The organism is Legionella clemsonensis, assembly GCF_002240035.1.
GTDB lineage: Bacteria > Pseudomonadota > Gammaproteobacteria > Legionellales > Legionellaceae > Tatlockia > Tatlockia clemsonensis.
Genome location: NZ_CP016397.1, coordinates 1,165,251 through 1,186,452, shown reverse-complemented (window position 1 = coordinate 1,186,452; position 21,202 = coordinate 1,165,251). Strand labels below are relative to the sequence as shown.

Here is a 21,202-nt window from a genome sequence, read left to right as displayed (position 1 = left end):
CCAGCCTGCTGCTCTTTTTGAGGAAGTATGCTAGTAGACCAGCTTGAAACGCTGAATATCAAGCGCGATGAGAACTATTCATGAGTCCTCTTTACAGTAAGAACGATTGGCGATTACTCTTAATCAGACAAAAAATCACCATTTTTAAACATTTATGCCATAATTAAAATGAACAGACTCGCTGTTAGTTGTGAATGAGCGATTGGAACTAACTCAATTTAAAAGGAATTATTATGAGCACACTTGGATTAATATTATTAATAATTATTTTATTAGCAGTCTTGCCCACATGGCCCTACAGTAGTGGTTGGGGTTATTACCCTAGCGGAATAGTAGGCTTAATATTAATCATTGTAATTGTCTTAATGTTAACCAGAGGCGTATAGCAATATTCGCGCAAGTGATAGGCAATATTGCTTGCGCGAATGTTGCCTTATTATAAGGATATGCAATGAAAGGAAGCTCTCTATGGGAAACGATTAGCCCGAAAGAAGTCAGCTACCCTCCTCTTGCAGAAAATATTGAGGTAGATGTGGCAATTATTGGTGGCGGAATTACCGGTATCACTGCTGCTGCAGCGTTATTACAAGCAGGAAAAAAAGTAGCCGTTTTAGAAGCACATAAAATCGGCGGAATGACAACAGGAAATTCAACGGGTAATTTGTATATTCCAGTCCAACCTTATTATCAGACCATTGTATCCAACTTTGATTTACATACTGCAAAACAGGTGGCTGACTCACGTAAATTAGCCATTGATTATATCGAAAAAAATGTAACTAATTACAATATCCATTGTCAATTTCATCGTCGACCTTGGTATGCTTATACAGCTTCAGAAGAAAAAGAGCAGTTATTGCAGAAAGAAGTCGAGACACTAAAGCAAATAGGGGTGGAAATAGATTACACCTCCAGCCTACCCTTTGATTTAAAATTTAGAAAAGCTGCAGTAATGCCAAATCAAGCCCGTTTTAATCCTCTGCAGTATGTGAGATCACTTGCAGCCGCGTTGGCTGATAAAGGATGTCTTGTCTTTGAGAACACGAGAGCTACTGCGGTTAAAGAAACGGAAAAGTGCCTGGTATTTACCAAACAGGCGGAGGTTCACGCCAACTCTATTTTCATGGCAACACATACCCCGTTAGATATTAACCCAGCTCAAATGTTCACTGCCCCTTATCGTAGTTATGTGGTGGGAGCTTATCTGACAAAGGATAATTATCCCGAAGGACACTTATGGGAATTTGAGACGCCCTCACACATTTTAAGTACACATGCCTTAACGAAATCTCATCCTGAAATTCTTCTTTTATCCGGCAGCCATCATAAAACTGGACAAGGTAAGGATATGAAGAAACATTTTGCAGAACTAGAGGGTTTTCTGGAGCAATATTTTACAGGGTTAGAAATAGCCTTTCGCTGGTCTGCTCAACATTTTCAATCTGCCGATAAAATTCCCTATATTGGACTTGCCAATCGAATGACTAAAAAAATTTACATGGCTACAGGTTATTTTGCGGATGGATTGACTTATGGGACTTTAGCCGGTCTTCTTATTGCTGATTTAATTTTAAATAAAACCAATCCTTTTGCTGAAATCTATTATGCAAACCGTTTTACTCCCCTTTCATCAATAGGTTTTATTACTAAAGAAAACTTAAATGTACTAGCACAATATGCCAAAGATCTCCCTTTAGGCACTACAGATAATTTTGCAGCTTTACCAATAGGGGAAGGGAAAGTTGTCGACATTGACGGTGAAAAATGGGCTGTATCAAGAGATGAATTGAATAAATTACAAATTGTTTCTGCAGTCTGTACCCATATGAAGTGTATTGTAAACTGGAATAATGCCGAACAAACATGGGATTGTCCATGCCATGGCAGCCGTTTTTCACCCAATGGCGAAGTACTTGAGGGTCCTGCAACTTACAACCTGGAGAAAAAAGAGCTCCCTGGAACATAATTACAAGGAGGTGGTATGTTATTAATTTTGGCGATCATTTTTTTTAGTCTGGCTGCAATTTTGGGCCTATATCTCTTAACGTATGTGTTAACGGAGAAACATACTCCAAAGGGAGTCGCCATTATTCATGGTAGTACCGCCAGCCTTGGTCTTGTGTTGCTAATTATTTACTCACTACTTTACCAAACTCCTACAGCCAGTCTTATAGTGTTTATTTTAGCTGCCTTAGGTGGATTGTATCTCTTTTATCGAGATATCACCGGTAAAGAAATTCCTAAATTATTAGCCATAGGCCATGGTTCTATTGCCATCATTGGCTTTATTCTTTTAATTGTATTTACTTTTTATTATTTTTAGGTCAAAGCATGGAGAATAAAGGCGAATGCTACCCCTACCTTTCATGGACGGCTATCTTTTCAGCGGCAATCATCGGTGTTGGATTGAATTTTTTATTAAATCTATTCTCACTCGGCTTGGGAATTTCAAGCTTCTCTATTGATTTGCAAGGAAAAACTAGCCTTTCTTTTGCCGGGTTCATTTGCTTTTGTATCTCATCAATTATTGCCATGTTCTTCACTGGTTGGTTTGCGGGTAAACTTTCACCTCCCATGCTTCAAGGAAGACTCTGGGGTGCTTTTTATGGCTTTTTGGCTTGGTCACTATTGCTGATTATCACAGTCCTTATTATTACCAACATGATTCAATTTTTAGCTTTTCATTCCAATTTCACCTCTAATCTGGTGAGTGTTAAATTAACGCACAGCGCCCCCATGCTAACAGAAACAATAGCCCATATTACCAAAAGCTCCCCATTGAGTTTCAATATTGAAACCACAAAAAAAGTGCTGACGCTTAATGCAATGTTGACTTTTATTTTATTTTTCCTGGGCGCTTTATCCAGTTGCATCGGTGGATTTATTGGTTACAAAAAATAATTGTGGTGCATGAAACGAGTTATTCGATGGACATATCCCTATATTCAGCGGAAGAATGTGAAAGAATTGCAAGAGAAGCTTCTTTACGCTACGTCAATGACTCCCTTCCCGGTATCTCCCGTAAACGCTCCGGTAAAGGATTCAGTTATTATTACCCTAATGGAGAACGAGTGACCCAGCAAAAAGAGTTAGAACGTATACGAGCTTTAGCAATCCCTCCCGCTTATCACGATGTATGGATTTGTCCTTTTGCCAATGGTCACATTCAAGCAACCGCACGAGATGATAAAAATCGAAAACAATACCGTTATCATCCTCTTTGGCAAGAAATTCGCCAGCAGCAAAAATTTCATAGGATGCAGGCATTCGGGAAAACACTTCCAGCTATTCGACAGCACATTAACCAAATGCTTAACAAACCTGCATCACTGGATAAAACGCAGATTATTTGCGCTATCCTTTATTTACTGGATAAATCATGCATGCGTATTGGAAATCCTGTCTATGCCAAAGAAAATAAATCTTATGGTCTAACAACGTTGCGTAAAAAACATTTATCCATTTCGAAGAATCAAGTGTCTTTAGAGTACGAAGGTAAGAACTCAACCTTGTGGCATATTGACTTAAAGGATAAAAAAATCGTTAAGGTGCTTAAAAAATGCGAAGAAATACCTGGTTATGAAGTATTTAAATATCGTGATGAAAATAATCATCTTAAAGTAATAACCTCACAGGATATTAATGGTTATCTACAATCGTTAACAAAACAACCCTTTACAGCCAAAGATTTTCGAACCTGGATTGCCTGTCGCGAAACATTGTGTCATTTAGTCAATTCAGTTAGAGAAACGAAAAAGCCTTCTGCAAAATTACTTAATACGGTTCTTAAAGAAGTTGCCACACTATTGGGGCATACGCCCGCTGTATGTCGAAAAAATTATGTTCATCCTCAAATAGTACACTGGTGGGAACGTGGATTATTGCATCAATGGACCTCCAAAAATCAATCCCATATTAAGGTATTAGATGAAGATGAACTACTGCTATACTGGTTAAAAGACCATAATTTAAAACATTAAGCACTAAATGAAAACCGCTGAAACCTCTGGTATTGATTCACTATAAAGACGTAATTAAAGCTTCATCCCAAAAACAGAGTAAAAGCATCTAAATCTTACCCATAAGCTATCCCATTGTTGCCTGCATCGTACTTAATTACGCGGTAATTACGATGTATCTTTAGAGAGGTTTTACTCCGCCACTTGAAGAAGGAACAGTCGAATCGAAGTGCAGATAAAAGCGGTCCGTTTTGCAACGCGCCAAATTTGAACCTTTATTTTGTAAGCACCATTGCAATTCTTCTTTCTCTTCTTCGGACAGATTGCTTTCCCTCATATACTCACTAACCACTTCATTAAATTTTGCTTTTAATAAATTAATGTGTTCTCGCTGGGACGTGGTTAACGGGTTTTTAAAGAACGCAAAAAGATGGTCCGCCACAGCATGTCTGCGACTATATCCCGTTGAGCGGATTATTTTTTCATAACAGGCTTCAAGAAAATCTAACTTTGCTGCTATTGATGGTAACCTATTAATCGATTCATTAAGCGCGTTATTATCCAAAGTCCCCTGTTGGTAGGTGCTTATGAATTTTTTAGAGGCAACTGTTACTTCTTTTTCTACTTCTTGTTGATCACTAACACCCAATTTAGAGGCCAACTGTCTATTAGCAAGAATAGGAATGAGCTGTCTTACCGAACGTTCATTAACTACAATGTCTTTGTCAATCGTTTTAAATTTAAGTGTGGTTAAATTTTTAATCTTATCTATAGCATATTTACCAAATACTAATTTTTGGTCCGCGCTATTGACGAGCTGCTCACCTAAAGAATCAATCACTCGATTCACTAGATTAAATTCTTTGACAGTCAGAACGGAAAAAAATCGATACTTCAGCGTTAATATTTCAGGACGTAGGGATGCATTCCCAATCACCTCTTTAAAATGTTTAACTTTTCGTATTTGTGCTTTATAAGGATCTCCTAAAAACTCGATATCTATCTTATAAAGTTTTTTCCAAATCTCGCTCTCATTAACCATATTTAAAACTATGGCGAATCCATCATCGCTTAATGCGGAGTCTACATTATTATGAAATAAAAATATTGCGTTACCCCCTGTGAGCATACGCAGAAAATGTCTGGCAGCTTCCTTGGGGGAATCCAAATTGATGCTTTGGTATTGAAAGGCATGAAACTCCCTATCCACCAATTCCCACATTGTTTTTGACCATTTTTGGTTGGTATGTTGGTGAATGATTTGATGCATATGATTTAGCATCATATGAAATTCAGGTTTAATCGTGTTATGCAACCTTGAGTGAAAAACATCATGAGCCGAAACAGCAGGCATTAGACTTTCCGCATAACCATGAATACCCTTTGTAGTGGCCTCAATGCCGCTGTTTCTCATACTAATAGCAGTGGGTCTGTAATAAAATTCAACGCCTTCTTTGACCGCATCAATCCCCACCTTACCTAATTTTGCACGACTGGCCGCAGCACCACTAATACCACTGGTTGCTATTTGTATTCCCTCAAGTACCCCAAAGGACATATGAAGATCATAAAGCTTTCCTTGATAAAGAGTTCTGTGCCAGGAGTGATTAATTTGCAAAGCATTTCCCAGCTCACGTTTCTGTGAGGAGATAATATTGGGATTAGGCTCCGAAAGATAAAAAATTTGCTCCGATTTGGGTGCAGCTTGAATTAACAAGCGCAATCGCTCCAGATGCCAGTCAGTAAACTTTCCGCCAAACGCATCGCTTTTTATCACCGGAAGCCATAATTTCACTGCCTCTTTAGTAAATTCACCGTTATCGTCCAAAATTTTAAAAGTTTTTACGAGCGGGTATTCCCTGGGTATTTGGTCTCTTGCCAGTAGAGTGGCCATTTGCTGACGAGTAATTCTGTTTTGCTTAAATAACCAAAGCGCATAAAAGGTATGATCTTCCCTAGTTAATGCAGCATCCTCAAAATTACCGCGTTGAATCGCTTGATAAACCTGCTCCAAACCTTCTTGAGTAAGTTTAAAATGATCAGGAATCTTAACTACATCACCATTTAAAAAATCATCAAAATCATCGGAATGAAGTGTTCTTTCTTCTGTTAAATCAGCTCTTTTATTCTTGGCATCTGGATTTTTTCTAGGGATAAATTCACGTAAATCGGGATCAAACTCCACGTTAACACCTTTGGAGAGTTCTGGCGAGAAAAAACGGCCAAAAAATGATTCCCAAGCATTTTTAGCATCACTAAGATTATTGATTTCAGCTAGACCGTAATTAGACATAATAAAAATCAAAAAATTATGCGATATATTTATTATACGTTTTGATTATTAAAAAAACATTAACAGGTGCAGGCAGCGAATTGCCTCCGAATTGCCTAAAATTATCTGTCCCGAAAGATGACGTCAGGTAACAGACTCAGGCTTTAGATGAAGATGAACTACTGTTATATTGGTTAAAAAATTAGATTAAAATAGGGTTAAAAGGGAGTATACAACAATTGAAAAAAACAATGACGAGGGAACGTAAAGCAGGAGTGATTGGTTTCTTTAAGAAACTTGGTCCTGGCCTTATCACTGGAGCAAGTGATGATGACCCGTCAGGAATAGCGACCTATTCACAAGCTGGTGCCCAATTTGGCCTGACGACCTTATGGACCGCTCTTATTACCTTTCCACTAATGGTTTCAATTCAGGAAATGTGCGCAAGAGTAGGAATGGTGACCTCTGCAGGACTTACTGCCAATATAAAAAAACATTATCCAAAACCATTATTATTTTTTTTGCTGTTATTAAGTGTCCCAGCCATTATCTTAAATATCGGGGCTAATATTGCCGGTATGGGTGCCGTGGCAAATCTAATATTTCCTTTCATTCCTTCTTCTGTCTTTTCAATTATTTTTACATTCATGCTAATACTAGCCATCATTTTTCTCTCTTATGACAAGATAGTGGCCACTTTAAAATATCTTTGTTTTTCATTATTGCTTTATATAATTATTCCTTTTATTGTCTCCCCCAATTGGTTGGAGGTACTAAAACATACCTTCATTCCGACCATTCAATTTAATAAAGAGTACCTTCTAATATTAGTAGCTATACTGGGAACAACCATTTCACCTTATCTTTTTTTTTGGCAAGCCACTATGGAAGCAACGGATCACCAAGCCAAGAATGTTTTAGTGGAAAGACATCATATTAAGGATATGAATAAAGACGTAGGCTTTGGGATGCTAAGTTCTAATCTGGTAATGTATTTTATTATTCTAACCACAGGTACTGTTTTATTTCCACATGGAATACAGCAAATTGAATCGGTGGAACAAGCTGCCAGTGCACTAAAGCCATTGGCCGGCGAACTTTCCTATGTGTTATTTGCAGCGGGAGTCATTGGCACCGGTTTTCTTGCAATTCCAGTACTGGCAGGCTGCGTTTCCTATATTTTGTCAACATCATTTGATTGGAAAGGTGACTTAGACAAACCCTTTTTTAAAGCCAAACGCTTTTATAGCATAATTGTAGCTTCCTTGCTCATTGGTCTTTTAATCAATTTTACAAAATTAAATCCTATAAAAGCACTCATATATACAGCGGTATTATATGGAATCAGTGCACCCGTATTAATTTTTCTTATTTTACTGATTGCAAATAATAAAAAAATTATGGGCAAATTTACGAACGGTAACTGGTCAAATATTTTGGGAATTACTACATTGCTACTTATGACAATATCAGCAATTATTTTTCTCTATCTTGAGTTCTTTGAGGTCACAGAGATTTAACATGAAAAAAGTGAGCGATATCTTAGCTTTTCTAAAAGCACAGGAATTAATTTTAACAACTGCTGAATCTTGCACTGCAGGAAGAATTATTCATTTGTTAGCTAAAATCTCAGGAAGCGGCGAATGCCTTGATGCAGGTTATGTGGTTTATTCTGTCGAGGCTAAAAAGAGATTACTAGGGGTAAAACAACAAACCATTGATTGTTTTACTCTCACCAGCGAAGAAGTTGCTCGTGAAATGGTTGAGGGAGCTTTAAAAGATAGTACTGCCAATGTGGTGGTAGCCACTACAGGTGTTGCCGGCCCAGAATCCATTGATGGCATTCCCAAAGGGACAGTATGTTTTGGTTGGGGATTTAAGCAATCAAAAAAATTAATAGTGTATACTGAAACAAAACACTTTAATGGGACTCGCACCCAGGTTTTAACCAAAGCTGCACGATATGCATTAAGTCGAATACCTGTACTGCACAAAAAATTATCCAGCAAGAAAAAAGACTCTTAGCTCATGTAGCTACATGACTGGTGTATTTGCGATAACATAATGTTAGCAGCTAACTTTGAGACTTCCCCTACTCCAGGATGCAAAGCCACACACCCTATTTCTCTTGAGTCTTTTGCAATTCCGGCATCCTCACTTTTAAGCCTACCATAAATAAGTTCACCTGAGGTTTGTAACGCCCACTTAACAACTCACCCGAAAGTGGTTCAATATTTGTCCAGGTAATTTTTTCGTACTGGGTAAACTGGTAAGTCAACAGAATTTCAGCATTGGGAGTCAGTAGCGTGGCAACTCCTGCTTTTAGTCCCCAACCAGTGAGCCATTTATCATAATTTCCAGTAACTCCCACATTGCCAGCGGTGTTGCCAGATTGAATTTCAAACCTGCTTCTTGAAACTCCTGGGCCTGCATAAAAGTACATGTTTTTACTGTAATGATATTCAGGTAATGCAAATACACTAAAACCATATTTCAGCTTTTCTTCGGCTTGCACAGCGTTAGAAAAAAACCAGTTAGCAATAGTATGTTCCGCTTTCCCAGTAAATAAATCGGCATTCCCCTCAACACTTAAGCCCAATAACTCAGTCAATAAAACGTCATAACCTGCTGTCAATTGCCCATGAAAATTGGTATAGCCACTGTCAAAATTTTGGGAAGTAACAATGGGATCCCCGAGAGGATAGGTGATTTTCTTTTCGATATTAACCGCATTAACGCCAAGATTAACACCACCATACCAACTGGCCTCGGCATTAAAAGACAAGCTACTTAAACCAACGATTAGGGCTGCATAGTTATTCATATTTAACCTCATAAAATACTGGGGATGGTGATGACATTGGAGGTTTCATTTACACCACCACCTTGTCTCACCAAAGTGATAGAAATATCGACTTTACGAGGGGTGGTAATATTTCTCACGATGAAGCGTTGATGAGCCTCATCCAAGACCAATGACACACCAGACAAACCGTTAAGAAGGTAATTAGTGACAAATTGTTTATCTAACCCTGTATAGTTTAGGAAGGCTTCTCTCAAATTCATAGGATTGCGAGCTGCTTGAGTCAGGAATAAGTGGTTAATAATTGAAAAATTTTTTGCAGAGATTGTAAAGAAGGTGCCACTTGAGGAACGCACCATAATTCGTGCTTTCGAGGTCGATAAATTTGGCACGATAACATTTGCTACGCCTGTATTAGGCACACCACGCAAAAGAATGTGAGGATAAGTTAGGCCTCCATCTGTCGATAAAAGAATATCTACTGAATGAGCACTAATAGGTGCAAGATTTGTATTAGCCACATTCCAAGTTACAGGCATTGAAACACCCGCTGGCCATGTTATTCCGCTAGCAGAAGGATACCTCATTACAAAGGGGCCCGATTTACTGTCGGTTACTACCGTGACATTTTTATAAGCATTACAAGAGCCAGGCGTAGTATTTGCCCTTACAGTGACTCTAAATTTTAAAATTCGCGATACAGAAGGTAATACTTCCCAGGTAAAGGGACCATTGTTTGCAAGAGCCTTTAGATTAGGTAGAAAACGTGAAGGAAGTACCGTCGGACTAAAGCTTCTAAAGTTGGGACCACCTTTTGCAGTGCTCACAGGTGGCTGAATAGACACTTCATTATTCATTTGCTCCCAGGCATAAGTCAATACGCTTCCTGCAGAATTAGTGGCCGAAGCAGTTAATATAAATGGGGTGCTGACCGGTATATGAATAACTTCGCTTGTAGCCGTTATTTTAGGAGCTGATGGAATAGCAGTTTTAATAGGACAAGTATGAGAAGATCCAGAAATAAAGATACCTATTTCCTGCAAATTTATTCCATTAAAATACGCATCTGAGTGCGCTTGCACATTTGGAGCACAAATTCCGGCATACCCCATAATAGTGCTGCCACTGCCTGGTTCTACTGCTGTTGCATCATTTCGTTGGCAATCGTTATTTTGCACGTGATTCGCACCAAATTGATGTCCTATTTCATGCGCTACATAATCCACATCAAAGGGATCCCCTACCGGACGAGGTTGCCCGGTCGCGCCTTTGGCTTTTTCAGTCGCATCACACACGCAGCCAACGCTGGCTAAACCACTGCCGGCTGAATCAACAACATGACCAATGTCATAATTGGCAGAGCCAATAACATTATCAAGATTAGTTTGATTCTCTTCGATTAAAGCCTCTGGATTTCCATGGGTATAAGGATCTGTAGAGGGATTGGTATAAATAATGGCACTTTCATTCGCAATCAACTGCATAGTTATTGCTATATCGCGCTCATAAATACCGTTTACACGATTCACTGTTGTCACTATCGCTGCAAGGGCCATAGGAACAGTACCTCCATGAAAAGCCGTATATTCTGCAGTAGCTGCCATGGCAAGTCGATATTTTCTTAATTCGCAGGAGGCAAAGTTAACAAACTGTTTAAAATGACCAACCTCCTTTAGTGGCTGACTTTGCCCGGAAACACCACATTTAAATGTTTTTGAAGTAGTAAAATGTTTTTGATAATACACCATATAATATTGCGTATTATCCTTCTCTAACGGATCAATAAAAATAGTATGACCAGGAGCCATGATCATGGCATGAAATCCATGAGGTGTAATATCAAATTTTACAAACTCTTTTTGTTCACCTACTCCGTAAGCATCATAAGTTTTAATTTCTGGAAACCTGGCAGCCAATTCAGGTGCCATAGTACTATTTTCTAATACTTTATATTGATGATTTGTTCCATCGGGATGAGGTAATTCAATTAAAAGAGGAGTGCCTGTATACAAGCTGTCTCGGTGAGGAGCATGTTCTAATTCGGCATACAGATGATTAACATCAATCTCAACAATACGATACTGTTTGGCCTGAATAAGGCGCGGACTGTCCATCGGTATTGAGGAAACATCAATGTCTTTTATTGCTTGCACTACAGGTTGTGCAACTGAAAATAAGGAATAAAACAGTAGTAAAACTGTAACAAACGTCCGTATCATTGTCTTCACATCCACATGTGTTTTTCCGTGCTTACTATATCAAGACAAGTCCTTCTTCTCAAATAAAAATTACACATTCATGTAGAATAAGAAACAGGCTTTTGTATTGTCTGCTTCTCTTCCTAGTACACTCTTTTATTGAGGGTCAAACTCTGGTCTTCTGAAAGACATGTAATGAGGCACTCCAGAGTAAAAAATGAGGAGCTTTCTGCTAATTATCTCACATTTGGTCTTGGTGCCCTTGACATGTCTTAAGCAAACTGCAAAAGGGCAAGATAATGCCCTTTTAATGGAAGCTCGAATAGTTTAATTTAACTTAGAGACAATTACTTCATCCCCATAAGAGTCATTTTCATCCTCATCTTTAACAATAAATGCCTCTACTAATTTTTTCTGTCGCTGGCGGACATCTTCTTTAATGGCTTCGACTCGTTGATCTATTCCCTGCAAAATAAAGTCCTGATATTTATTGTCCGTACGCCCTGAGAGATAGATATGAGTTAATTCTACAAGGACATTCCCCATATTTACCTGGTAGTATCTACAACTCGCTGCTCTCTCATTAAGCTCTTCATTCGATAAAAGAAAATGAATCGGCTCTTTCTCATTGTTCAATGTAGTGACAGCCAGATGTCCCTTCACTGAAGAACGTCTGAAAAGCACATCAACAAAAGTATTCTCTATCACTAAACGCTCAGCAATCTCACGAGCGACATCACGGTAATGGGAGTGGTAAAGAATACCCCAAGGTATCTCTCCAGCATCACACAAACTCATTAAAGAACTCATTCCTGTTTTAACAGCTGCTGAAATATCTTCCTGACTAGGGCTCGTTGATTGTGATTTTTTCATAAATAGTTCCATAGATAAAAATTCATACAATTGTATTATGGAATTATTAAGATAAAATTAAATTTATCGAACAATATTTAACCAATTGACGATTGAACTTAACAAAACCTGCCTTTGAACTTAACAAAACCTGCCTTTGAAAATTAAAAAATAGTCTAAAACGTCACGTTAACTTATCCGACACCTTACGACATAGTGAAACTAAGCCTTTAATAGGTATTCATTTCGAGCAGAGCAAGTTTTGCATAAATCAAAAGGTTCTTTTTTAGATTAGATTGCTTGAGAGAAAAATAATTTTCTAAAAATACATGAACGTCAAGACTGTTTTTTTAGAATTTATTTGTTAGTATGTCTATTCATAGTTCTGTTTTTCATTCTCACCACATCTTGTGGATATTTATTTTAATCTTTCCCTTTAACTTACCGATTCTTCCTTTAGATACTCACTAAAATCCTTTGCTGACAAGGATTTTTATTATTTATAGAAGAAAAATGCTTCAACCATTTTATCCACAAAATCTGTGGATAAATCTGTGCATACCTTGTCAAACATCATATAAGGTTAATAGTTGGAATTGTGTTTATAAATCGTCCAAAGTAAGGCTAGTTGCTCAATTATAAATGCATCGTATGTATTCCAAAGTATTTACAAAAATCGGATAAAATTTAAACCTGTTACCACTAAAGATCACCATTCTATATTTTTTATCTCTGTATGAGTATTATCCTGCGCTGCGCTAATTTGAAGTTATTTTAACAAAAGAGGAGCTTTATGAAGCATCTTGCAAATAATGCCTTACGTACAAAGAATATGATTGAACTATTGCAGGCGATGAGCCTTAACTTAGACAACACTCAAATAAATTGCATGGATGAACGCGTTGTTTTAAGGCACCAACCACCAAAGAAACTGAGAGTCTGGCAAAAAATCTGCAAGTACTTTTTTAGAAAAAAATTCAGTAAAACCTCTCATCACACCGACAACGCTTGCCGAATTAATTGCTGATAGTATTCGCAAGAGTACTTGTGCTGATAGCGCAATGGTCGAAACTCACCAAAGCTCTTGTCTAGCCGTGTTTAATGTTTTGCAAATGACAGGACTGATTACATAATGGATGATGAACAAGAGTATATCGAAATTCAACTTCCATCTCCTGCCTATGCGCCCTTATTTGGTTCTCTGAACTATATTGAAGCGGAGAAAATAAAATTTAATATTAAAGAGTTTCTAAAGGATCACAAGCAAGAACTTATTTTTATTGATGGAACATCCCCTTTATTATTGGCTCATTCAGATTTGTTTGAAAATAAAAAAGTTTTCTATGCCGAAAAAAAGCTAAATAACGACACGGTAGAAGTAACTCCATACTTTTTTGTTCCCAATGCTCTGACACCACCGACGTATTATTTTATATTGGATACTAGCAGCAGTATGGAAGAAGAAGAGCGTTTGCCTACAGTGCGAAAGAGTGTAATAAAATTTGCTGAGGCCTTGTTTCAATTTCAGCCTAATGCCATTATTAATATTACCCAATTTGTTGATAATACAAAAAAGGTTGGTAGTTATCGAAAAGAGGATTTTGATGAACTATGTATGGAAGTATATTGCTTAAAGGCTGATGGAATGACCAACCTTTTTACAACCGCTCTAGAACAATTAGAGAGACTGAAGGAATCCACTCAACATAATAATATTTGATTATTCACTGACGGTCTCGATACAGGGACAAATCAAACTGCGAAAATAGAAACTTTAAAAAAAGAGATCGCATCCCTACAGACTTCTCCTTTAATTCCCGCTCGCAACAAATTTTTCATTATCAGTTATGGCGCACGTCAACCTGAAATTTTAACGCAACTGACTCAAGCGTTTGCTTCCCCGTTATTATAGCAACTGTACCAGGTTGGCGCGCACATTGCTCCGACCTGGTTCAAAAAATGTAAGAAACAATACCACCCTTAAAAGCCGTGTATATGCGGTAACTGCCATAGCAAATGATCAAGTGACACGATTAGTAACCCTATACTCACCTAATGTAAATTGGAACCTTTACCCAATCCTTTTGGGCCTAAAGTGTTACCTATGTCTCCGGTATAATTTGTAACCGATGTCTTCGGAATGAACCCCAGGTACCATTGGCGTCCCGGAGAGGATTCGAACCTCCGACCTGCCCCTTAGGAGGGGGCTGCGCTATCCAGCTGTGCCACCGGGACTTATCGTTAGCAAGTCTAGCGTTATCGTTAGAAAATAACAAATCTTTTTCAGAGTATTTATTAAGATCTGGTATGATAGCTCGCGGTAGAAGACATTACTAAATATAGTCAAATAAACTCAAACCTTGAATTTTTGCGAAAGTTTGCTGGGCGGCCTGTAAATAAACTTGTTGAAGCTCGAGTTTCACTGCAACTTCAGCAAGATTAATATCTTCAAGCGAAGACAATGTTTCCTGGCTTGTTTGCAAAACATCACCATTGACTTGCTCTGCAATGTCTAATTGGTTCAAGCGAGCGCCTACCTGTGCCTGAAAAGCCAGAATGTTATCAAGAGCAGCATCCAGTTGATCAAGAAGTTGATGATTTTCTGTCTCTACCACTGCTTTATCAGCTGCGGTTAAAAATGAGCGATTCAGGTTAATAACCATTCTGTCCACGGTTGAAAAAACGGATTCATTTTGGGACGGTTGAATACTAAACGCATCTCCAACATCGGGTTTTCCAGTAACCGTTATCTGAATGCCGTTAAATGTCACTGTAGCACCTTCCTGATAAAGAGGGGCATCATCAGGAACACCGCTTGGTGGAATCACTGAACCACTATTCACTCCGCTAACCATAACCACTAACTCATTGGCGGAATTTAAAACAAATTGCATCGTATAGTCGTCTGGAACATACGCAGCAACATCAACCACTGTTCCTGAATTCACAGCAGCACTGCCTGTATTGGGTGTTGCTGTTTGGCTTACGGTGAAATAACCGTTTCCATTCAAAATACGCATAAACAAATCAGAACCATTATCATTAACAGCAACATTCAATCCACCGCTAATAGCCTGAAACCGCTGCGTTTCATCACCGTTATAAATAAATTGGCCATTGACATCTCGGGTGATTGCTTGCGTAGCAGTTTTTCCACCACTAAATAAAAAATAACCATTACTATCCTGAGTATTAGCCAAGCCCTGTAACTGTCCTAGTAAGCTATGTGCTTCCTCACCTAAAGCCTTGCGATCAGCCTCTGACAATGATGTATTTCCAGCCTGAACCTGAATCTCACGAACACGTTGAAGCACATTAACAACATTACTAAGCGTACTTTCTTCATGACTTAAAGCACTCAAAGCCGCATCACGGTTCTTTTGCAGCCGCTCCGTGCTATTTATACGTTGCTTCATCAAATCGATTTTTGCAGCAGTGATAGGATCATCTGAAGGGGATTGCAATTTCTTTTGCGAAGACATTTGTTGCTGCAATTTTAACGTTTCAACTTGTTGGGCCAGCATATTATTGAGGCCTCGCATAAAAATTTGATTGGTTGAAATGCGCATAATCACCTCATCACGGCAAATAATATATCCATCATCTGACCTGAAATGGCCATAACCTGACTTGCTGCCTGGTAAGCCTGTTGAAAACGTAATAAATTAATAGCTTCTTCATCTAAATTAACCCCACTTTTACTCTCGCGAAACTCTTCAGCTTGTTGATGTAATATATCGGCAGCATCGCTGCGAAGTTTAGCCTGATAGGTCTTACCACCTACTTGTGCAATTAAATTAGAATATCTATCAAATAAACTTTCAGTATTCCCTTCAAATATTTTATCCCGTTGCAGCGCATTTAATTGTAAACCATTTCTATTGTCCCCTATCCCACCACTGTTGTAGGAGGAAGAAAAGCTGTCGCCTGATTTTGGAAATCCAGACAGCACAATGGAATAAGAAGGTGTAACCGCATCAGGAATGAGAACGACATTGTCAGTATTCGGTGTAAAGACAAAAGGACCCGTCGTGACACCATCGGTCACATCAACCAGGTTGTATTGAGTATCTGAAATAAAGTCAATGCGAAATTCTTTATCAACCATTGTGGTATTAACTATTTCTCCTAAAGCAATACGGCCATTGCCTGTATTTGTCAAAGAAGTTTGTATACGTACGGGAGAAGCGAAAGCAATTTCGCGCACATCGTTAAGAGCCAATTTAAGATCGCGTGCAGCGCCACGAGTAGGTGTAAGCGCAAACCGATCATCATTGTTTAAATTACTCATGTTATCAACAGTAATGGTCATTCCATCGATAACAATTTGTCCTGCTGGAGGGGTTGGTGGTGTATCTGTCCAATTTAGTGTCGTTGATTGACCATCTGATTTACGAATTAGTCTTATCTCATTAGTAGCAGTATTAGTGACTAATAGCTCATAATCACTTAGCTTCGTTTGTGCAACATCTGATATAGTAACGGACAAAACAGCAGAGCCTGAGTTATTAGAAGAAGGCACTGATCGCGCCAGTTGCAAGGATAGCGAATTAAAGTCGGTAAAGAAATCTTTACCGAGCTGACTATTCATATCCATGCCCAAACGATGCTGAGCATTAAATCGTGCAGCAAGACCCATTGCCATTTGCCCCAATAATTGACTGGCTTGACCAATAATCTCTTCCTCAAAATTTAAAAATCCTCCAAGCATTCCTGAATGTAAATTCTGGGTTACTTCTGTTTGTCCTGCACCATTGTCTATAGTAATCTTTGTCCCAAATTGACCTGTGGTGTTTAAGGCAATGGCAAGTTCGCGATGCTCCGTTCCCATTACGAGCATTTCACCGCTGCCGATAGCGACACTAATTCCAGTATCACCCTGATCAATAACAGTGACCGCGACATATTGAGATAATTCCCGTAACAGCTCATCCCGTTTATCGAGTAACTCTGGAGAGTCACGCATACCGCTTATCTGTCGATTGACTTCAGCGATGTTCGCGGTAATTTGATTAATGTTGTCAATAGCCTCTTTTATTTGTAGGGTGTTGTTTTGCTGATACTCATCCAGACGGTATTGCAAAGAATTAAACTGATCAACTAACAGTTCACTCTGTTTCAATGCCACACCACGTGAGGCAATACTATCAGGTGCTTCATTTAACTGTGCCAGAGCATTAAAAAATTGTTGCAAACTTGCTGAAATGCTCGTTCCTTCCTGAGATAAAAGCTTATCAATTTGCAAGGCTTGCTGATAAAATGTGTCGTACTCTGTTTTAGTAGTCAGCGTTTCTCTAATCTGGCGGGTGGCAAACTGGTCATTATTACGTTTAATTCCAGAAACTGTCACACCGGTTCCAATAAAAGAGCCTGCATAACGATGGGAAGGAGTTGGAGTAAATTGAGTGGTTTGTCTTGAATAACCTCGGGTATTTACATTGGCAATATTATTGCCTACAACTTCCAGTGCGCGTTGGAATGCACTAAGACTTGATGCCGCAATATTTAAAATCCCTGACATGCTTCATACTCCCTTCCAATTCAATCCAAGCGTTATTCCATTGAAAAGCCATTTCGCTCTAGTGCTTGCTGTAACTCATCTCCATGATAAATTGCCATTATCTTAGAAGCATAGTTAGGATCAGTAGCATAACCTGCTCGGTGTAATTCATCGACATAGCGCTGAGCATCATTAGTATTTGCCAAAGCAGCCTCATAGCGACTATTGCCTTGAATTAATGCCACATAATCATTAAAACTATGTGCAATCGACGGATATTTCCGAAAACTGGCGTTCATCTTAATAGGTGTATCGGCAATATATTCCGTTGTTTTAGTCTCAACCTTATCTTCAGAAGAAGATGTTGCTTTAATATTAAATAAATTATTACTGCTACTACCATCACTGTCTCGCGTTACAAACTGTCCCCAGCCAGTTTCTAACGCTGCTTGCGCCATTAGAATTTTGGGATCAAGCCCTAACAAGTTAGCCGCTTGTCGGGCATAAGGCCAAATGGATTTTACAAATTCATCAATAGTCGCCGCTGTTTTTGGATTATTTTCCCGCCCCGCATGATTGTCTAATGAAGTAATACGCGATGCTAACAGTGATTGCTCAACCGATTTTGCAGTCTTGTCAGTAGGAGTTTGAGCCACCTGCCCTAACTGTTTTTCAAGAATTGAAGCCAGACCTATACCCTGACCATTGGCAATATTGCTGGCATACTGTCCATCAAGCATGTCTTGAAAGGTAGAGGCCGTATCGCTTTTAAAAGGACTGGAATCATCCAGAAAATATTGTCCTCCCATTCGCATACTCTTAAGCATGGCTTGTAAAAAAATTGCCTCAAATTGCTTGGCGACTGCAGGCAACGCCTTTTGCTCATCGGTCTGAGCCTGTTGTTTTAGATGTTGCAAATTCTTAAAATCACCTACAGCGATGCCATCAATTGCCATATCAACCATCCTGGTTAAATAATGATTATCGTTGCATTGAGTGCGCCAACTTGTTTCAAAGCCTCAAGGATTGCAACCAAATCAGCTGGAGTAGCCCCAACCGCGTTTATTGCTTTAACAAGATCTTTCAGTGATGCTCCTGGAGCAAACAGAAAAGTACGATTATTTTTTTGCTCCACATTAATTTGTGTATCAGGCACAACCACAGTACGACCGGTCGCAAAAGGATTAGGCTGACTCACAATAGGATTCTCGCTGATGGTCACTACCAAATTGCCATGAGACACAGCAGAAGGTTTAACCAGCACTTTTTGGCCAATAACCACCGTCCCTGTACGTGGATTAATAATAATTTTTGCCTCTGCCTCTCCTGGTGTAAATTCAATATTTTCAAGTACAGACACATAATCAACACGATGAGCGGCTGTTTTGGGTGCGGTTACCTCCACAGATGCTGCATCAATGGGGTGCGCCGTACCAGGCCCCATAAGCTCATTAATGGCATCACTCATCCGTTTTGCCGTTGTAAAATCTGGATTATGTAGATTGTAGGTCAGGGTTCTTGAAAAATAGAAGGGATTGGGAATATCGACTTCAACTGTGGCCCCATTCGCAATGCGTCCCCCACTAGGAACATTGATTGTCACGCTTGAGCCATCCTCACCGCTTACTCCTAAAGCGACCACCGTAATGTTACCTTGGGCCATGGCATAAACACGACCATCAGCGCCTTTCAAAGGTGTCATCAACAAGGTACCACCACGCAGACTTTTGGAGTCTCCGATGGAAGAGACATTCACATCCAGTGTCTGCCCCTTTTTCATAAAAGTACTTAAATTGGCAGTTACCATTACCGCTGCAATATTTTTTGAATTTAGCTTGGTTCCGGGCGGAATATTAATCCCTAACTGCACCAGCATGTTGGTAAAACTTTGTTCTGTAAAGCGCGTTCCTGTGCGATCACCTGTTCCATCCAGACCGACAACAAGCCCGTATCCCACCAATTGGTTTGTTCTTACTCCAGCCAAAGTCGCAATATCTTTAATGCGTTCGGCATAGCTGGCGGCTACTGCCAGCCAGAAAGTCAGTCCTAATAAAAAAACTGCGATACCTTTACGCATTGATTTACACCATCCTCATAATTATCATACAGGAAATAGAGGTCCCCAAATAAAGCGTGAAAACCAGCCTTGAGCATTGGTATTGTTAATCTGTCCTGTACCACCATAAGCAATTCTTGCATTGGCAATTCTGTCTGAAGTAATTGTATTATCAGGTCTAATATCCTGTGGTCGAATTATTCCGGACAATCGTACAAATTCACTACCCTGATTGATGTGAATCCATTTTTCACCTTGAACCACCATATTGCCATTGGAAAGAACTTTGGCTACTGTCACTGAAATACTGCCGGCCAACTTATTATTTTGTACAGACTGCCCTTCACCTTCAAATTTACGCTTGGCATCGAGATCAAAATCCATGCTATACCCACCCCCTAAAGCAATAGGTCGACCTGCAAAACTAGCATTAAATATTTCTACCTTATCATTTTTGCGTTGACGCGTAATGGCTCGTTTTTGAGCATCAGTTTTTTCAATCAACACCACAGTCACAATATCACCTGGATGTCTTGCGCGAGGCGTTTCAAAAAGTGGCAGTGCTGTTTCCGCATTATAGATGGCACCATTAATGTGACGGGTTTGCTTTGGATCAGGTCCTGTGGGATAAGTGGGTGCATAGTCGGGCTGCGTACCTGGATAAGGCGGAAATAAAGCCTCACATCCTGCTAATTGGCAAATAATTCCCAGCCCCAATAAAAATCGTTGAAACCTCATTGTCCACATCCCTATTACACGGTTTGCGTCAAGTATTGCAACATATTATCTACAGTTTGAATGCCTTTCGCAGTAATTTCGTAACTTCGTTGGGCCTGAATCATATTTACCAATTCCTCAACAACGTTTACATTGGAAGCTTCTAATGAACCTTGTAATAAAGTTCCCAATCCTGAATTACCAGGGTTATCAGTTTGCGCGGGGCCGCTTGCGACCGTTTCTAAAAAGAGATTCTGGCCAATAGGTTGTAAACCAGCAGGATTAATAAAGTCCGTTAGTTCCAGAGTTCCTATCTGCGTAGGCACATTGTTACCCGCTACCAAAGCCATTACGGTACCATCAGTACCAATCGTAAGACTTAGAGTTTGCTCAGGAATTGTAATGGGTGGCTGTATAACATAACCATTCGCTGTAACAATTTGCCCCTGTGCATCACTTTGCAGGGTGCCATCGCGAGTGAAAGCCTCTGTGCCATCAGGCATCAATACTTTTAGAAAACCCCGCCCCTGAATAGCAACATCCAGAGGGTTTTGGGTGTTTTGAATGCTACCCTGATTAAACATTTTCTGGGTAGCTACCATGTGAACCCCTGTACCCATATTAATACCAGTAGGTATTTCTGTGTTTTGAGTAGACTGAGCTCCCGCTTGTCGTAAGTTCTGATAAATTAAATCTTCAAAGACGGCCCTTCCCTTTTTAAAGCCAGTAGTATTGACGTTCGCCAAATTATTGGCGATGTTAGCGATATTTTTATCTTGTGCATCAAGCCCGGTTTTACTAACCCATAATGCTGGTTCCATAGCCGTTCCTTGTTCTTATTTTAT

18 protein-coding genes and 1 tRNA gene are annotated in these 21,202 nt (G+C 39.3%); 8 read left to right on the top strand and 11 right to left on the bottom strand.

The window, feature by feature from the left end; genetic code table 11:
• Nucleotides 1–233: 233 nt before the first annotated feature.
• The 5 genes from clem_RS05135 to clem_RS05115 all read left to right on the top strand — a co-directional run bounded on the left by clem_RS05135 (nucleotide 234) and on the right by clem_RS05115 (nucleotide 3,980).
• Entirely contained in the window at nucleotides 234–386 is a 153-nt protein-coding gene (locus clem_RS05135; protein ID WP_094090645.1) for a DUF3309 family protein, read from the top strand.
• Between the two features lie 65 nt (nucleotides 387–451).
• On the top strand, nucleotides 452–1,966 hold the full coding sequence (locus clem_RS05130; RefSeq protein ID WP_094090644.1) for an FAD-dependent oxidoreductase: 1,515 nt from the start codon (nucleotides 452–454) through the stop codon (nucleotides 1,964–1,966).
• Nucleotides 1,967–1,981: 15 nt separating this feature from the next.
• Entirely contained in the window at nucleotides 1,982–2,323 is a 342-nt protein-coding gene (locus clem_RS05125; RefSeq protein ID WP_094090643.1) for a hypothetical protein, read from the top strand.
• Between the two features lie 8 nt (nucleotides 2,324–2,331).
• A complete protein-coding gene (locus clem_RS14780) occupies nucleotides 2,332–2,901 on the top strand; it encodes a hypothetical protein (RefSeq protein WP_157698183.1) in 570 nt (189 codons plus the stop codon).
• A 26-nt stretch (nucleotides 2,902–2,927) separates the two neighbouring features.
• Nucleotides 2,928–3,980: a DNA topoisomerase IB gene (locus clem_RS05115; protein WP_094090641.1), complete on the top strand. Its 1,053-nt coding sequence runs from the start codon at nucleotides 2,928–2,930 to the stop codon at nucleotides 3,978–3,980.
• Between the two features lie 160 nt (nucleotides 3,981–4,140).
• On the opposite strand, the gene clem_RS05110 is transcribed toward clem_RS05115, so the two are convergent.
• Nucleotides 4,141–6,252 (bottom strand): hypothetical protein, encoded by a 2,112-nt coding sequence (locus clem_RS05110; protein ID WP_094090640.1) that lies wholly within the window; start codon nucleotides 6,250–6,252, stop codon nucleotides 4,141–4,143.
• Nucleotides 6,253–6,482: 230 nt separating this feature from the next.
• Here clem_RS05110 and clem_RS05105 point away from each other — a divergent pair, with 230 nt between their 5' ends.
• Together clem_RS05105 and clem_RS05100 are read left to right on the top strand one after the other, a co-directional pair.
• Complete coding sequence (locus clem_RS05105) at nucleotides 6,483–7,751, top strand: NRAMP family divalent metal transporter (protein WP_094090639.1); 1,269 nt, start codon at nucleotides 6,483–6,485, stop codon at nucleotides 7,749–7,751.
• A gap of 1 nt (nucleotide 7,752) precedes the next feature.
• Nucleotides 7,753–8,256, top strand: coding sequence for a CinA family protein (locus clem_RS05100; RefSeq protein WP_094090638.1), 504 nt, complete (start codon nucleotides 7,753–7,755; stop codon nucleotides 8,254–8,256).
• Between the two features lie 94 nt (nucleotides 8,257–8,350).
• Here clem_RS05100 and clem_RS05095 read toward each other — a convergent pair whose 3' ends face one another.
• From clem_RS05095 to clem_RS05085, 3 genes are all read right to left on the bottom strand, one after another.
• Entirely contained in the window at nucleotides 8,351–9,055 is a 705-nt protein-coding gene (locus clem_RS05095; RefSeq protein WP_094090637.1) for an outer membrane protein, read from the bottom strand.
• Nucleotides 9,056–9,063: 8 nt separating this feature from the next.
• Nucleotides 9,064–11,253: a reprolysin-like metallopeptidase gene (locus clem_RS05090; protein ID WP_094090636.1), complete on the bottom strand. Its 2,190-nt coding sequence runs from the start codon at nucleotides 11,251–11,253 to the stop codon at nucleotides 9,064–9,066.
• A gap of 306 nt (nucleotides 11,254–11,559) precedes the next feature.
• Complete coding sequence (locus clem_RS05085; protein ID WP_094090635.1) at nucleotides 11,560–12,105, bottom strand: hypothetical protein; 546 nt, start codon at nucleotides 12,103–12,105, stop codon at nucleotides 11,560–11,562.
• A 1,111-nt stretch (nucleotides 12,106–13,216) separates the two neighbouring features.
• On the opposite strand from clem_RS05085, the gene clem_RS05075 reads away from it, so the two are divergent.
• Nucleotides 13,217–13,804, top strand: a complete 588-nt coding sequence (locus tag clem_RS05075) for a vWA domain-containing protein (RefSeq protein ID WP_094090633.1) — start codon at nucleotides 13,217–13,219, stop codon at nucleotides 13,802–13,804.
• A 438-nt stretch (nucleotides 13,805–14,242) separates the two neighbouring features.
• Here the strand turns inward: clem_RS05075 and clem_RS05070 are convergent.
• From clem_RS05070 to flgG, 7 genes are all read right to left on the bottom strand, one after another.
• Nucleotides 14,243–14,319 (bottom strand) — tRNA-Arg (locus clem_RS05070).
• A 98-nt stretch (nucleotides 14,320–14,417) separates the two neighbouring features.
• On the bottom strand, nucleotides 14,418–15,653 hold the full coding sequence (gene flgL / locus clem_RS05065) for a flagellar hook-associated protein FlgL (RefSeq protein WP_094090632.1): 1,236 nt from the start codon (nucleotides 15,651–15,653) through the stop codon (nucleotides 14,418–14,420).
• A gap of 2 nt (nucleotides 15,654–15,655) precedes the next feature.
• Complete coding sequence (gene flgK, locus clem_RS05060) at nucleotides 15,656–17,605, bottom strand: flagellar hook-associated protein FlgK (RefSeq protein WP_094090631.1); 1,950 nt, start codon at nucleotides 17,603–17,605, stop codon at nucleotides 15,656–15,658.
• Nucleotides 17,606–17,637: 32 nt separating this feature from the next.
• The gene (gene flgJ, locus clem_RS05055; RefSeq protein ID WP_094090630.1) at nucleotides 17,638–18,540 is read right to left on the bottom strand and encodes a flagellar assembly peptidoglycan hydrolase FlgJ; all 903 of its coding nucleotides are present in this window, start codon (nucleotides 18,538–18,540) and stop codon (nucleotides 17,638–17,640) included.
• A gap of 14 nt (nucleotides 18,541–18,554) precedes the next feature.
• Complete coding sequence (locus clem_RS05050; RefSeq protein ID WP_094090629.1) at nucleotides 18,555–19,661, bottom strand: flagellar basal body P-ring protein FlgI; 1,107 nt, start codon at nucleotides 19,659–19,661, stop codon at nucleotides 18,555–18,557.
• A gap of 24 nt (nucleotides 19,662–19,685) precedes the next feature.
• Nucleotides 19,686–20,378, bottom strand: a complete 693-nt coding sequence (locus tag clem_RS05045) for a flagellar basal body L-ring protein FlgH (RefSeq protein WP_094090628.1) — start codon at nucleotides 20,376–20,378, stop codon at nucleotides 19,686–19,688.
• A 14-nt stretch (nucleotides 20,379–20,392) separates the two neighbouring features.
• On the bottom strand, nucleotides 20,393–21,178 hold the full coding sequence (gene flgG / locus clem_RS05040) for a flagellar basal-body rod protein FlgG (RefSeq protein ID WP_094090627.1): 786 nt from the start codon (nucleotides 21,176–21,178) through the stop codon (nucleotides 20,393–20,395).
• Between the last annotated feature and the right edge of the window lie 24 nt (nucleotides 21,179–21,202).